Annotated in this window: 14 protein-coding genes; 3 read left to right on the top strand and 11 right to left on the bottom strand. The window is 41.5% G+C overall.

Features of this window, described 5'->3' with window-relative positions; translation table 11 throughout:
• Positions 1 to 171: 171 nt before the first annotated feature.
• Positions 172 to 2505, top strand: coding sequence for a peptidase U32 family protein (locus tag Q4574_RS16750; RefSeq protein ID WP_303475572.1), 2334 nt, complete (start codon positions 172 to 174; stop codon positions 2503 to 2505).
• Between the two features lie 360 nt (positions 2506 to 2865).
• Positions 2866 to 3846, top strand: a complete 981-nt coding sequence (locus Q4574_RS16745) for a transposase (RefSeq protein ID WP_303475570.1) — start codon at positions 2866 to 2868, stop codon at positions 3844 to 3846.
• Between the two features lie 439 nt (positions 3847 to 4285).
• Here Q4574_RS16745 and secF read toward each other — a convergent pair whose 3' ends face one another.
• From secF to Q4574_RS16725, 4 genes are all read right to left on the bottom strand, one after another.
• On the bottom strand, positions 4286 to 5197 hold the full coding sequence (gene secF, locus Q4574_RS16740) for a protein translocase subunit SecF (protein WP_368411653.1): 912 nt from the start codon (positions 5195 to 5197) through the stop codon (positions 4286 to 4288).
• A 71-nt stretch (positions 5198 to 5268) separates the two neighbouring features.
• Positions 5269 to 7107, bottom strand: coding sequence for a protein translocase subunit SecD (gene secD / locus Q4574_RS16735; protein WP_303475565.1), 1839 nt, complete (start codon positions 7105 to 7107; stop codon positions 5269 to 5271).
• 139 nt (positions 7108 to 7246) lie between these two features.
• Entirely contained in the window at positions 7247 to 7807 is a 561-nt protein-coding gene (locus Q4574_RS16730) for a hypothetical protein (RefSeq protein WP_303475564.1), read from the bottom strand.
• Positions 7808 to 7964: 157 nt separating this feature from the next.
• Positions 7965 to 8519 carry a DUF1439 domain-containing protein gene (locus tag Q4574_RS16725; RefSeq protein WP_303475562.1) on the bottom strand — a complete coding sequence of 185 codons (555 nt, stop codon included), beginning with the start codon at positions 8517 to 8519 and terminating at the stop codon, positions 7965 to 7967.
• A gap of 421 nt (positions 8520 to 8940) precedes the next feature.
• Between Q4574_RS16725 and Q4574_RS16720 the strand changes: the two genes are divergently transcribed.
• Positions 8941 to 9528, top strand: a complete 588-nt coding sequence (locus Q4574_RS16720) for a PEP-CTERM sorting domain-containing protein (RefSeq protein ID WP_303475559.1) — start codon at positions 8941 to 8943, stop codon at positions 9526 to 9528.
• A 152-nt stretch (positions 9529 to 9680) separates the two neighbouring features.
• Here the strand turns inward: Q4574_RS16720 and Q4574_RS16715 are convergent, their stop codons facing one another.
• The 7 genes from Q4574_RS16715 to Q4574_RS16685 form a co-directional block, all read right to left on the bottom strand.
• The gene (locus Q4574_RS16715) at positions 9681 to 10496 is read right to left on the bottom strand and encodes a sterol desaturase family protein (protein ID WP_303475556.1); all 816 of its coding nucleotides are present in this window, start codon (positions 10494 to 10496) and stop codon (positions 9681 to 9683) included.
• 189 nt (positions 10497 to 10685) lie between these two features.
• On the bottom strand, positions 10686 to 11801 hold the full coding sequence (thiH, locus tag Q4574_RS16710) for a 2-iminoacetate synthase ThiH (protein WP_303475554.1): 1116 nt from the start codon (positions 11799 to 11801) through the stop codon (positions 10686 to 10688).
• The gene (locus Q4574_RS16705) at positions 11788 to 12558 is read right to left on the bottom strand and encodes a thiazole synthase (protein WP_303475551.1); all 771 of its coding nucleotides are present in this window, start codon (positions 12556 to 12558) and stop codon (positions 11788 to 11790) included. Before Q4574_RS16705 ends, thiH begins: the two co-directional genes overlap by 14 nt.
• 2 nt (positions 12559 to 12560) lie before the next feature.
• Positions 12561 to 12776 carry a sulfur carrier protein ThiS gene (thiS, locus tag Q4574_RS16700; protein WP_303475548.1) on the bottom strand — a complete coding sequence of 72 codons (216 nt, stop codon included), beginning with the start codon at positions 12774 to 12776 and terminating at the stop codon, positions 12561 to 12563.
• Positions 12773 to 13639: a HesA/MoeB/ThiF family protein gene (locus Q4574_RS16695; RefSeq protein ID WP_303475545.1), complete on the bottom strand. Its 867-nt coding sequence runs from the start codon at positions 13637 to 13639 to the stop codon at positions 12773 to 12775. The genes thiS and Q4574_RS16695 overlap by 4 nt, the downstream gene beginning before the upstream one ends.
• Complete coding sequence (thiE, locus tag Q4574_RS16690) at positions 13621 to 15279, bottom strand: thiamine phosphate synthase (protein WP_303475543.1); 1659 nt, start codon at positions 15277 to 15279, stop codon at positions 13621 to 13623. The genes Q4574_RS16695 and thiE overlap by 19 nt, the downstream gene beginning before the upstream one ends.
• The coding region (locus tag Q4574_RS16685; RefSeq protein WP_303475541.1) for a hypothetical protein at positions 15264 to 15470 on the bottom strand (207 nt) is incomplete at its 5' end. The genes Q4574_RS16685 and thiE, both read right to left, overlap by 16 nt.

Below are 15470 nucleotides of genomic sequence, written 5' to 3'. Positions count from 1 at the left end.
TGTATAGCATCGCTTAATTTGGTACTTTGCGGTCTTTACAGAGAATTATCTACCCTAAGTCATATTAAAAGATTCACTATACAGGTAAAATCGCCCGCATAAAGTCGCAGGGATTATACTATTCCTGTGAATCACACCCAAATGAATCGCACTTATATGAGTAATGTTGGCATGAATGATCTCCAAACCACCCCAAAAATTGAATTGTTAGCGCCAGGTGGTGATATTGATGCCATTAAGGCAGCCATCATTGCAGGGGCCGATGCTGTTTATTGTGGCTTAGATAACTTTAACGCCCGAAATCGCGCATCTAATATTTCCTTTGAACAACTAGTGGGAGTCATTAGGCTTGCTCATCAGTACGAATGTGAAATTTTTCTAACCTTGAACATTGTCATTCTAGAGCAGGAGTTTGCGACTTTAGCCAAATTATTAAGCAAACTAGTAAACACTACCTTAGATGGCATCATTGTGCAGGATATTGGCATGTTCAATCTAGTGAAAAAACATTTCCCGACTTTGGACATCCATGCTTCTACCCAACTGACTACCCATAATGCAGGTCAAATAGCCTTTCTAAAAAAATTAGGCGCGTCACGTGTAAATTTATCCAGAGAGTTAAACTTACGAGAAATAACTGAACTAACTGCGGTTAGCCGGGAACATGATATTTTGACGGAAGTGTTCGTGCATGGCTCATTGTGCGTGGCTTTCTCGGGGTTGTGTTATTCAACCTCCGCAAGTGCGGGTAATTCAGGTAATCGTGGCCGCTGCAGTCAAGCGTGTCGTGAAGAATATGAAACCACAGAATCGGGGCATAATTTCCCTCTTAATCTAAAAGATAATTCGGCCTTTTTTGACTTGCCAGCACTTATTGAAGCAGGTGTTTACTCATTTAAAATAGAAGGTCGAATAAAAGGCGCAAGCTATGTTCATACAGTGGTGGATAGTTTTCGTAAACAAATAGATGGCTTTATTGAAACGGGTGAGCTGCTTGAAGATGGGGAGCGCCTTTATAAAGTGTTTAACCGAGATTTTTCTAATGCATTTTTGCGTGGCGACTTAAATCAGTCGATGTTTATCGATAACCCAAGAGATAACTCAAAAAATCATGCAATCGCTAAAGCCAGTTCTGACAACGACAGCAATCGTATATCAGTAGTGCAAATACAAGAAGTGAAGCAAACCCTGTATCAAGAAAAAAATGAGCTTCATGATATTGTTCGAGAAAAAATTCAATATTTGAGTATAGATAAAGTAGAACTGTCTTTGGTGTTTTCTGGTGAGGAAGGCTCGCCATTAACTTTAAGTATTCGCACCAACGATGTAAGTTCCCATCAAAGTATGGCAGCTAAAATGATCCATACTGAGGGTAAATGTTTCACGTTGAAGTCGAGCAGTTTATTATCCAAAAGTAATAAAAATGCCATTGATCATGATGTGCTTGTGAAACGTTTTAAAAGTTTAGGTAATGCTGATTATGAATTGGCAAAAGTTGATTCAACAACGTTGACAGCAGGACTTAGCGTGCCATTTAGTGATCTAACTTTACTAAAAAATGAAGCTTCGCGACTGTTAAATGGTGCCCAAGCGTTAATTCCACCCGTGACATTACCAAAGCTTAAAAGCCATGCTAAAACCACCCAAAGTGACGCTAAATCGGAGCTTTCTATTCTTATCTGTGACGAAGCCGATATCCATTTAGCCGATGTTACTAAGGCCGATATTTATTTTAAATTGCCTGATGCCTATAAACGAAACTGCACTAAGTACATTGACTTCTTGGCTGACAATCCGCGCTTGATCCCCTGGTTTCCAGCCGTACTAATTGGCAAAGATTATGATGTGGCTATTAATATTTTGGAAAAGGTTGTACCGCCATTAATAGTTACTAACAACACGGGGATTGCTTACCGTGCTAATCAGTTAGGGATAAAATGGATAGCAGGACCATTTTTAAATACCACGAATTCGTATGCATTGATGGCGATGAAAGAAGAGTTTGATTGCAGTGGAGCATTTATTTCTAACGAGCTTAATCGTATGCAAATGAAAAACATTGCACGTCCTGAAAACTTCAAATTATTTTACAGTATTTATCATCCTATTTTGTTAATGACCAGCCGGCAGTGTTTCTTTCAACAAAGTGTGGGGTGTGAAAAGCCGAGAATAGATAACGGATGCATGTTGTCTTGCGATAAATCAACCAGTATTACTAATGTTAAGGGTATGTCGTTTGCCATTGATAAACAAAAAGCGGGATATCCAAGTATTTACAATGAAGATCAGTTTATGAACATGCAGGTTATCCATGATTTGGCAGACTTGTTTGACGGTTTTATGATTGATTTAACCAATATTGGAGCGGGTGGCCGAGTGTCGCCAGATAAGGTTGCACTAATCCAACAATTCGAGCAACTACTTGCGGGTGATACTAAGGTGGAAGAAACATTAAACGCAATGGTGCCAGAATCAACAGATAGTCAATATCACGCGGGGTTGTAGTTAAACAAGCGATTTACACGGGTAGGCTTCGTTATTTAATATGCATTACCTAAGACACCCATGGTTTTCTAAAAGCGCTGCTTCTCGGAGTAGCCCTTGTTATTTAGACAGCCATCTTGAGTTTCCCACTAACGCACTACTATTATTAAGACACCCATCTTAAGCTTGCAATTAGCGCACCTCTGCTAGTAGGACACCCACCTTTAACTGCCATAATGAGACATCCAACATTAGCGCAGCATTGTTTTAATATTTCACCTACTTTGGGACAGCATTTGCCTATACGCGAATTTCAATACTATTAAATTTCCACTTTTGACTAAACTTAGAAGTTATCAATCAACCAAGGATGGATGGCGTATGCCCCAAGCCCGAAAAAACCAGATAAGTTTAAGTGATACCTCTTATTATCATTGTGTATCCCGGTGTGTCAGACAGTCATTCCTATGTGGTAAAGACAAATTGACAGGGCAAAGTTATGAGCACCGGCGTGGCTGGGTGGAGTCCCGTTTACTCTTTTTAGGATCTGTTTTCGCTATAGATATAGCGGCATTTGCAGTAATGAATAATCATACCCATTTGGTATTGTTTGTAGATAACAATCTAGCTGAAAGTTGGTCAAAAAAAGAGGTGGTTACTCGTTGGCACCAATTGCATAAGGGCACGCTTCTTACACAAAAATTTTTACGTGGTAAAAAGCTGAGTGAATGTGAACAAGCTACTGTGGATCAAATCACCGAAGTGTATCGTCGCCGTTTGTATGATATTAGTTGGTTTATGCGCAATCTGAACGAATATATAGCCCGAGAAGCTAACAAAGAAGATGAATGTAAGGGAAGGTTTTGGGAAGGAAGATTTAAATCACAAGCATTACTCGACGAACGAGCCGTTTTAGCTTGCATGGCTTACGTTGATTTAAATCCGGTTCGCGCTGGTATCGAAAATACGCCAGAAACCTCAAAACATACGAGTATTTTCAAACGAATTCACGATCTAAAAAGTGGAAAACAACCTGAATCGCTATTGCAATTTGTGGGTAATCATCGACAAAAAGGGCCGGTTGGTATTCCATTCAGTTTTATCGATTATTGTGAATTAGTCCATTGCACTGGTCGCTGCGTACGACAAGGAAAAACTGGATTTATAAAAGCTAAAGAAAATTCCATTCTTAAAAGTATAGGTTTTAATCCTGAGCAATGGCTGTCACTTACAATTGAATTTGAACGGTACTTTTTCACAGCGGCTGGGAGTGAACAAGTGATGCAACAATTTAAGCGCAGCACAAAACATCAGCGAATACGCGGTATGGCCAATGCAAAAGTATTGTTCAAACACACCTGAAGTATTCACGTCGGAAAATCATTACAAGCGCAAATAACACTAGTCTCAACCGTTAATTGAGATAAGGTAATTGAGCCCTCACATCAATTAACTAGAGATAAGTACCTCTTAAATCAAGGTTATTTCATTCCTAATTCATTTTAAAACCAATTCATTTTGAATATCAAAGATTGTTACTAAAATATAATTAGCATTCGCAATTATGGGTGCCTTGGTCATTTCCATGATTATCAACCATGGGTGTCTTTATATTTGTTCGTAGCTATGGATGTCCACAGAACATGTGCTATAAAACACCCATTGTAGTGGGTGTCCTATAGTCGTTTGTCACTACCAAAAATGACACCAGCAAAAAGGGTAATGGCAAACCCTTATTGTGGCTGTCCTAGGAATACTCGTGGCTGTCCTAGGAATACTCGAAATATTTACCAGGCAAGCTTTAAGGCTCGTTATTGAGTAACAACTCTTGCGCTCGATGTTGATAGAACCCAGGGTCTAAGCCGATTATTTGCGGAATTGTTGCTGACACTGCAATCGATGAAAGCGTTCCAAAAATGACACCAGCAAAAAGGGTGATGGCGAACCCTTGTAATGGCTGTCCTCCGAATATCCAGATTGAGGCTATTGTTGCCAGCGTGGTGCCTGAGGTGATCAACGAGCGGGTCAAGGTTGATTTGACCGCTATGTCAACTATGTCACTCATTGTGTGATTGGATTTAGCGCCCATAACTTCACGTAATTTGTCCCCAATTACGATAGAGTCATTCAGTGAGTAGCCGATAATGGCGAGTACAGCAGCCAAAACTGTCAAATCAAACGACAAGCCAAGCCAAGAAAATAATCCTAGCACCACTAAAACATCATGTACTAACGCCACCAGTGAGCCGCAGGCTAAGCGCCATTCAAAACGCCAGGTCAAATAGACCATCATCGCAATACCTGCAACAAGCATGGCTAAACCGCCATTATCGATTAATTCTGAGCCCACTTGGGAGCCAATGAAAACAGAATCTTGAGGCGTAATATCGTAGCCACTTTGTTGAGCAAAGTTAGTTAACCAAGCCTTATCAATAACAACAGACACACCATCAGCTTGGCGCACAGTCCAGAGGGTATTTGTAACACTGCTATTAAGTTCATATTCTTCGTTTAAATGGGTGTCCAATTGACGTTGCATATCTACTTTGTCGATACTTTGGCTAGTTGTGAACTCCGTCATGTAACCACCCGTGAAGTCCAGCCCCAAGTTCAACCCTCTGACCCCCAATCCCACAGCTGAAAGCACCATTAATACTATCGCTAAATAGAAACCTGCAAGCCGGTATTGACTGAATCTAGAACCTGCAGACATTGATTTTTCAGGGGTGTTTTTTGCAATATTATGGTCTTTTGCAACGTTTTCGTTGTTGATTAACTTTGTGCTCATGAAATAAGTTCCTTTCGCTTAACTGTGATTTGAGGTTTCACTAAATAGGTCAAAACGTGGGCGACGAAAACGCCGGTAAAAATACTAGTTAGAATGCCTAAACTCAGTGTCATAGCGAACCCTTTCACCGGGCCATAACCGATACTAAGGAGGATTAACGCGGTGATCATAGTGGTGATATTGGCATCTAAAATTGTTCTAAACGCCTCTTTATAACCAGCCTCTATGGCTAAGAAGTTACTTCTCCCTCGTTTTCGCTCCTCTTTTATTCGTTCAAAAATCAACACATTAGTATCAACTGCCATGCCCACTGTTAACACTAGGCCTGCAATCCCGGGTAAGGTTAAAACTATATTCGGTAACAATGCCATCAAGCCAACTAGACATACCAAATTAAGTACTAAACAAGTGTTGGCAATAATGCCAAGTTTGCGATACCACAATCCCATAAACATTAACGTGACACCCAAACCAATGGCTAACGCCATAATGCCGTTGTTCACATTGTCCTGGCCTAGAGAAGCTTGGATAGTTCTTTGTTGAACAATGGTTATGGGGGCATCCAGCGACCCTGCTCGTAACAATAAGGCAAGCTCGGAGGCTTCTTGTTGACTCTCTAGGTTAGTAATACTGAAACGATTTCCTAACTGGGCCTGGATAGTTGCAACGTTAATGACCCTGCTACTTTTAACCATCTCATCTGCTGCGTTGCGATGATATTCTGAAAAAACGACTACCATAGGATTGCCAATATTATTTTTGGAGAAGGCAGACATCTTTTCGCCACCCACTGAATCCAATGATAAATTGACCAAGGCTATTCCCATTTCGTCGCGGCCAGAGGTTGCATTTTCAATACTTGAACCAGTAAAAATGGGTTTTGATGTGACGCGCAATTGACGACCATTATCATCTTTAAATGTTTTTGTACCTATCTCTCCTTCTTTTGCCACTTCATAAAAATCCAAAGAAGCGGTAGCTCCTATGATACGTTTGGCCTGCTCTGGGTCTTTCACTCCCGGCAACTCTACCCGAATTCGATTGGCTCCTTGCCGTTGAGTCACAGCCTCAGTGATCCCTAATTCTTCTATACGGCCTCGCAAAGTCGTTAGTGCTTGAGCCATAATTTGTTGATGAAATTCGCTACTACTTTGTTCGGAAAACATCAAAGTCATATTACTCTCATCGACCTTGGTATAGGTAATACCGGGTAAATGTTGTTGCAACTTTTGTACAACAGTTTTCACATCATTTGTTTGATGAGTTAGAAAGTGCAGATTAAGACTATTAGAGGTTCCATTTTTTGCTGAGGACTGTTTTACACTCATGCCCCTGAAACCATGCTCACGTATGATGTGTATAGCTTCGTCTTTGGCACTTTCCATGCGTTCTTGATCAGCTTTTGGGGTGTCTACTTCCAGTACAAACAACACGCCTCCACTAAGATCTAAGCCCAGTTTAATTGGTGACATGCCTAGTTCATTTAACCAGGTCGGCGCTGCTGATTGACTCCCTAAGCGGATTTCGTAGCGGTCACCCAGATCACGTTTCAGTTTTTGTTGGGCAATGGAAAGCGCTTCATCATCACCTTCAATAACGATTTTACTGTCGGAATTTCCACTGATAATTTGTTTGACGCGAATGTTTTCTTGTTGCATTAACTGACGCAACCGTTGAGGTTCTGGGAGTGACGTTTCTTGACTGTTGGAGCTAACTAGCAACGCATTGTTGTTACCGTATAAAGTTGGGATAGCATTTAATCCTAATATAAGCACAGTGACAATAATCACGATTAACTGCCATGTGTGCTTGGGTTTTGCTGTTGTTTTACGCATGTTCTTTCTCTTTTTTATCGAATACCCATTGCCCAAAGCAATGGCTAACGGGATGCGCGGGTGATTTACTCACACGCGAAATAAATGAAGGTATATAAATACCCATAAAAAAGTGCACTTAGTGAAGTGCCAGAACGTGTTAACTTAGGTAGGTAATAGCACCGGAATATTGCGTGTTTCCATCTTTCCAGCCACTCAATTTACTTTGATTATCTGCTGCATCAGGGCGCAGAAACCAAGGGATATCAACACTTGGATTAAGGGGAGCTAAGAAATGTTGACGCCCTAAAATTTCAGGCAAAAATTCGTAGGCTAGAACAAAAATTGGTTCGTTTTGTATTGTTGAGTTAAATGCACTGTAGGCTGAACGCTCAAAGGGAGGCCAACGTATATCGCGATTAACCTTAAAAAAATCAGAAGCAGGATTAGATTGAAAACTGCCTTTATCATTCTCTTTGTGACTAGATTTTCGCTTTTTCAAGGTTGTTTTTTGTTCAATAAGAATATATTCAGGCGACCAGGCTTGAGTTACGTCAAGGGGCGTGATTTGATGGTATTCGTTGTTGAGATGAGTATCACTTTGGGAAGTCAGAGAAGCGTAGCTTGCATCTAGATTAATATCGACAGAGCGGGCAGGAGCACTTGTTGCAATAAAAATTGCAATAAACAAACTAAATACTAGTGCACGCCAAGACCACATATAAGGATGCTAACTACCTGTAATGAATTGCTTAGTTTAATAAGGGCGAAACGGGAAAATGCAAGGGGTGGCATAAATAAACGACCTTCAATTCCTAACATAAGCGCAGCAATGTACTGCTAAACTGCACTCAGTTTGGTGCTCAATAACTGTTGTGTTAGAGGTTTGGCACTAATTGAACTGCACCTTCTACCACTTTCATATTCAAAGGTACTTTACTTAATAGTGCAATTCTCGGATCCGTCATATCCAACTTATATACTGGAGTGGTCGCTAAAAATGTATTAATAAGTGCCATTACTTGGTCATTCAATACATTCAAATTACCTTTATATTTCCCAGCTTCTACTGTGGAGTCGATAAGTTTAAGATTGCGTAAATACACTGCTTTTTTGTCACTATCGTAGGAAGGGCTGCCTTCAATTTGCAACATCAAGCGGACAGGATATTTAAATGCAAAAGCATTAATTTCTGCGCCCGAATCCACGCCAAGAGCAATAACATCTCGATTATCAGGGCCAATATTTACGCTTAGGTCGTTTACACTTAATTCTACAGGAACACCCATAACACTGGCTTGTTCACTTAAGTTGGGTAACTGCTGACGAAGTAAAGATTGCACTTGCGCATTGGTAAACGAAAAAACCGATAGACCTTGAGTAGTGGCACAACCGGTTAAAAAAAGTGCGCCAATAAAAAATAATATTTTCATGAGATACCTTGTCGTGACTTTTTAGCCAATACAGGATAAAACGCCGACCATCGAGGTGACCCTGTGACCCTTGGCTATTATCCCTTAAACAGCATGAATGATTTACAGGCATTGTACGTCCATGCTATTCGAAATACTATTAACTTGAGGCCTGGTTTTGAAATTACCTACTCGCTAACTAAAAGGGCAAATTTTAGACGATTGAATTGTACAACAGGATAATTATTGCCCATGGGAAATATCTCGCGTATTATACTTAAGTATATGTTTATAATAATTATTTTGTCAGTTTACTTTACGGTTATTGATTAGAAGAAATATCTTATTTAAAAAATCGCATTAAATTCAATTGCTTGTAATTTAGGCATGTTATTTGCTTTTAAAATGATAAATCTAAGTATCATTCATTGAGGTGTAAAAAATGAATAGAATTTTATGTATCGTTGCTTTACTTTTCGCTGGCGTAGCTAATGCTACTATCATTTCAGGTGACTTTCGCACTGAAGCTGATCTTCCATACTGTTGTTATGATTCTGGTCCATTGACTTATGAAAATCTTAACGCGTCCGTTGGGGCTGGTAATGAATTAGACAGTTCCGATCTATTAAGTAATGATAGTTTTTGGAACGGTGGCTTGGTGTTTATCGACCTAGATCCATCAACAAACATTATTACACTCGACTCGCAAGACGATTTGGACTTTGAAGTTTTCACTGCTTCTATTAGCAATATTATGTTTGATGCAGGTGAAACTATTACTGGCTTGTCTTGGGTATCTGGCAATTTAACTGATATTGCCATTACTGAAATACTATCTTTTACGGCAAATAGCATAACAATTAGTTACGATGTTGGTAACGGTAACAGCGTCTTTGATTTCACAGGAACAGAAGCGGTATTTCAAATTGAGACTCAAGCTGGTTCGGTAGCTGTGCCTGCCCCTGCTTCAATTTTACTGCTTAGCTTAGGCTTATTTGCGTTAGTAAGTAGAAAAAGAGCTAACTCTTAATCAAGTTTATTTTAATGTTGAAAAAGCCTCGATATCATCGAGGCTTTTTTTGTTGATACTGACCCATTGTGTCCCAGCCTGAATAGCCCTGTCATAATGAGGGACTCAGTAAAACGACATCAATGCACACATTCCGTGTGTTGAGATATTAGCTAATTTACCTTACTGGGTTTTTTAAATAACAATTTTACACCAGTAAAAATGTTATTTTGCCGCCTGACATTGCTAATCAGAATCCGCCAAGGTGTGAGTAGTACATCAAAGAATGAAATCTTATATTCTCGCTCAGTCACACCATAAACTGGTGCTTCACCATTACTACTAATAAATGTGTCGAAAATTTTGTCCCAAATAATAAGTACACCTGCATAGTTTTTATCAATATATTGGGGGTTAGTGGCGTGATGTACGCAGTGGTGGGTTGGGGTATTAAAAATTTTGCCTAGTGCTTTAAATTCAGGGCCAAGCTCAGTGTGAACAAAAAACTGGAAGGCTAAATTCAGGGCAACAACAGCGAAAACCAATTCGGGCGTGTAGCCCAAGATAACCAATGGAAGCCAAAATATCCACATGCCAACAATAGGATAAAAAAGGCTTTGGCGCATTGCGGTAGAAAAGTTCATATTAGTGGAACTATGGTGCACTACATGGGCGGCCCATAACCAATTACACTGGTGGCTAGCGCGATGAAACCAATAATATAAAAAGTCTTGTAAGATGAAGGCCAAGATTACCCAGCCAAGGCTTAACTCAATGGTAAATATGGCGAAATTCTTGTGCAACCAATAAAACAACGGCATTAATGCGAGCATTGCAAGAATGTCAGCAACTTGGTGTGATAAGGCTAAACCCAAATTCAGGCTAAATTCCTTGAACGAGTAACTTTGTTTACGTTTGCGCAGCTCTACCCCTATAGCAATAAGAAATACTGGGCTTAACAATAGCAATATAAATTCAGCATTTACCACTAGATATCCCTCAACATATAGCTGTCATTTTTACCCATTCAAGAAGATAAGTGACTCTAGCTTAACCTGTTTAAAGGTAACATAACTACTTGTATAGAATATTTTCAATAGCAATTCTAGCCCTAACGTTACCTATTCAACTCTAAGAGAGTCGTCTTGTTTGAACTAAATAGCCTTTCGTTTATCTACTTAATCCATGATCCAGTCTCCCTGCCAATCTTTATACACCGGGGTGTATCCTTTACTCTTTATGGCCTCATCCACTTCCTTAACCGAACGCTCGTCACTGATATCAAACTGCTCTAGCTGGCTCGCTGGCTGAGCATAGCCACCAGGTTCAGTGGAGCTGCCGGCACTCATATGGGTAATACCCAGTGGAATAAGGTTATTTCGAAATTGGCTTGTTTCACGGGTGGATAAGCTAATTTCCACGGCTTCATTGAATAGGCGAAATGCACAGATTAGTTGTACGAGTCCGGTGTCAGAAATAGGCACTTTGGGGTCAATACCGCCACTGCAAGGTCTTAACCGTGGCAATGATATACTGTATTTACTGCGCCAATAGCGATTCTCTAAGTAGGCCAGATGATGTCCCATTACCAGGGCGTCAATTCGCCAGTCGTCCAAGCCGAGCAATACTCCTAAACCAATTTTATCCACATTTGCCTGAGCTAATCTATCTGGACTGTCTAAACGATTGAAAAAGTCCGACTTTTTACCGCGGATGTGATGCTTAGCGTAAGTAACGGGGTGATAAGTTTCCTGATACAACATTACGCCATCTAATCCAAGACTTACCAGCTGTCTGTATTGATCGGTTTCTAAAGGTTGCACTTCTATAGATACATGGCTGAAGTGGCGTTTGCATTGGGGCAAAACCCGAGCAAAATAGTCTAGGCCTACTTTACGTTCGTGTTCTCCTGTTACCAAGAGAAGAGAATCGAAACCACGGCTTTTAAGAATTTGCATTTCCTGCTCTATTTCTTGGTTGTTTAGCACTTTACGTTTGATTTTATTGCTTAGGGTAAAACCGCAGTAATCGCACTCATTGGCACACAGGTTAGACAGGTACATGGGCGCGAATAACTGAATATTGTGGCCAAACCGTTGTAAGCTGATTTGTCTGGCTTGTTGGGCCATTTGTTCTAAGTATGGGATGGCGGCAGGGGACAACAACGCCATTAATGCATCAAGATCCCCGCTGGGGTGGCGCAGAGCAGATTCAACATCCGCAGAGGTAGTGCTATTTAACGATAGTTGTAATTCGATTAAATCTAATTGCTTAAAGGTATCAACAAAACTCATTTAAAAACCCCGTTAATGGACTTGTATGGCTGGCTTGTTTAGATACCTGTCCTAATCCTGCATGATAGGCCTTGCGTCCAGTGATAACGGCTTGGCGAAAACACTGGGCTATACTGACAGGTTGTTGGCTTGCAGCGATCGCCGTGTTGACCAAAACTGCATCAGCACCCATTTCCATTGCGGCTGTGGCATCTGATGGGCTACCTAGCCCCGCATCAATAACCACTGGCACCTGGGCTTGCTCAATAATCATCTGTAAAAATGTTTTGGTCAGTAAACCTTGATTACTACCAATGGGGCTGGCTAAGGGCATAACCGCCGCACAACCAATCTCTTCTAAGCGCCGACATAACACGGGATCAGCATGTACATATGGCATCACTACAAAACCTTTTTTAACTAAGATTTCTGCAGCCTTTAGGGTTTCTATTGGATCGGGCATTAAGTACTTAGGATCTGGGTGAATTTCCAATTTTATCCAGTGGGTGTGTAACATTTCTCGAGCTAGTTGAGCGGCAAAAATTGCTTCTTCTGCATTACGCGCCCCAGATGTGTTGGGCAGTAACTTCACACCCATTTGGGTTAAAGGTTCTATCAGATTGTCGGTTCCACGTTTTAAATCCAGGCGTTTCATCGCTAGGGTGACCAACTCAGTTCCTGAAGCTTGCAAGGCTTCTAACATTACCTGGCTACTGGAAAATTTCCCGGTGCCACTAAATAGACGAGATGAAAAACGGTGTTGTGCAATGGTTAGCATTATTAACCTCCGGCTACAGCACTAAATATTTCAATCTGATCATTTTCATTACATACACTTATTGCCCACTGACTTTTGGGTACCAGGTGTTGATTGTGTACTGCTGCAATGTTGTCTAGTTGCAAGTTGAGGGATTGGATACTAAGCGCTAAAACTTGTTGTAAATTACTATTTTTATTGACGTGTACGGGAAGATCATTGACATATAGGGTGATCATAAGTTTACCTTCTTTGGACTGATTTGATGGGCTGAGGAAAGCTGATTTTCTGATTGGGATGGCCAATGTCCACAACTTTTACACTTTGGATCTCGGTGACGAACAAACTGTCGCCAACTGAGTTGTAAGCCATCAAAAATGTGTAAGTATTTAAGCTCAGTGTCTAGTCTTAAGATGTGTTTTATCGTTGTTAGTGCTTGCATACTGGCCATGGTCGCAACGGTAGGACCAAGCACGCCCAGATTGGCACACCCTTGGGGATTTGCATTGCTACCAAAAAGACAATGGTAGCAACCACTTTGAGGTGCAACTTGACCATCAATTACCAACAATTGGCCGGAAAAAGCGGCAACTGATGCGCTGATCAATGGAATAAAGTGAGTTGCACACCAAGCATTTATTAACTGCCGTGTGGGCATGTTGTCTGTGCAGTCGAGCAAGATTAACTGACCATTTTGATGGGCTTGTTGCAGTTCCGCATTGGTGTGCAATAGTTCCTCAGCAAAAGAATAAGTAAACTTTTTGCAAAAATAGCGTACTTGAGTATCGCTATTCATTGCTATCACTTTTTCAGCTGCGCAAATCGCTTTGGGTTTGCCTATGGAAGTTACATCAAACAGAATTTGTCTGGGCAGGTTCGACAATTCAACCAAATCGTCATCAAGCAAATAAATATGTCCGATTCCTGCAGCAGTTAATTGTTGGGTAACATGGCAACCCAAGCCACCCACACCGACGACAATAACATGCTGATTAAGCAATTTTTGTTGACCATATTCACTAACTTGAGACAATAATATTTGCCGATAATATTGCATAAACTGATTGTCGTTTAATGTCTCTGTCATACCTTTGTCTGCCATTTTTGTTGCAGTTCCTGCCAAATTTTTGCGGGATCAATTGCAGTTTCGATTGCGCGCACAACTGCCACGTCTCCCACTTGTGTTTGTTTAACTGCACCAAGGTTGCTGTAATCAATGCCGCCAATGGCAACTAGGGGCAAGCGATCAGCCAGTAGCGCGCAATACCTTTGTAATTTTTCCAGCCCTTGGGGTTGCGAGGGCATTGATTTGGTTGGGGTGGAAAAAATATGGCCGATGGCCAAATAACTGGGAGACAATTGTTGCGCCAACAGCAATTCAAAATATCCATGGGACGATATTCCCAGTGCTAAACCAGCTTCTGCAATTTGAGATAAATCCGCCTGCAACAGATCTTCTTGGCCTAAATGAACACCAAATGCATCATGTTTCATGGCTAATTGCCAATGATCGTTGATAAATACCTGTGCTTGATATTGTTTGCCTAGTGCGACCGCTGCTTGTATCGCCTGTTCAATTTGATGATCAGACTGATAAGTGCTGTCTGCGGCTTTCAAGCGCAATTGCACGGTACGAGCCCCAGCTTTTAGCACTTGTTCGAGTATGCTGACCGATTTGGTCACCGGATAGACTTGCAAAGGCTGTTTGACCCTTGCAAAACTAAGGTCATCTGCTTGGTTTACCCGAGGGTAATTGGGCAGAATGATGATGGGAAAATGCCTAAGGTCTTCTGGCCAGGCATTGCGGGCTAGGACCCCAGGGCCTTCTCCTACTGGATACCCATTGGTTAAACCTTGATGAACATAGGCTTTAGCCACCACAATCGCATCCAGTAATGGATATCCCAGAGCCATTGCCGTGGCTACGGCGCTAGATAGGGTACAACCTGTTCCATGATTGTGCTGGGTGACTACACGGGGACTGCTAAATCCAATTCGCTGATGTTGATGCTGAGGTGAGGTAAATGCTATGTTTTTGGCCACTAACCAATCGGTTGCGAAGCTGTTTTGAGTCGATTGGTTGAGAGTCCTTTGGTTTTGCTCAGGACTGAATGGGGAGTCTCCACCTGTGAGTAGAATGTTGCAGTTTAGAAGATTGCCAAGCTTTTCAAGATCAGTGAGCGGATCTTGATGAGTGGGGGTTGGTATATGGCATAACTCCAGTAGTGTTGCTAATTCATAATTGTTAGGGGTTAGCAAGCTTACGGATTTTGCCAATTCCAGATATGCCGAATGCGCCTTTTGTTCATTGTTGGTAGTTAACGACTGGCCGCTGGTGGATACCATCACCGGATCCCAAATCACTGGAATCTGTAGATTATTGGCCTGCTCATAAGGTTTTAGGCTATTAGCAAGCCATTCACTGATGCATAGCATTTGCTCGGCATTGGCTAACATGCCGATTTTGATGGCTGCGGGGGGCATATCATCTAATAGACAGTCTAATTGCTTTATGAGCATTGCAGTGGGAGTCGCAGTAATCCCTTGTACTTGCTGTGAGTTTTGCGCAGTGATGGCGCTCACTACCGTACATGCATGTCCTCCTAGGTCGTGAATGGTTAAATTATCCGCCTGTATGCCCGCTCCACCGCCACTGTCAGAGCCAGCAATAGACCAGACTATGGGGCGAGTTTTGGCCTGCGCTACATTCGCGCCATTGTTCTTCGTTAAATAGACACCCATGATTTCCTCCTTATTAAGACACCCATGATTTCCTTTAAGGGTAAGCTTACATAGACACCCATGATTTCCTTCATGGCCGAGCTTACATAGACACCCATGATTTCCTTCATGGGCGAGCTTACATAGACACCCATGATTTCCTTCATGGCCGAGCTTACATAGACACCCATGGTTTCCTTCATGGGCGAGCT

The organism is Aliiglaciecola sp. 3_MG-2023 (genome assembly GCF_030548205.1).
Lineage (GTDB): Bacteria > Pseudomonadota > Gammaproteobacteria > Enterobacterales > Alteromonadaceae > Aliiglaciecola.
This window is presented reverse-complemented; position numbering and strand designations above follow the sequence as displayed.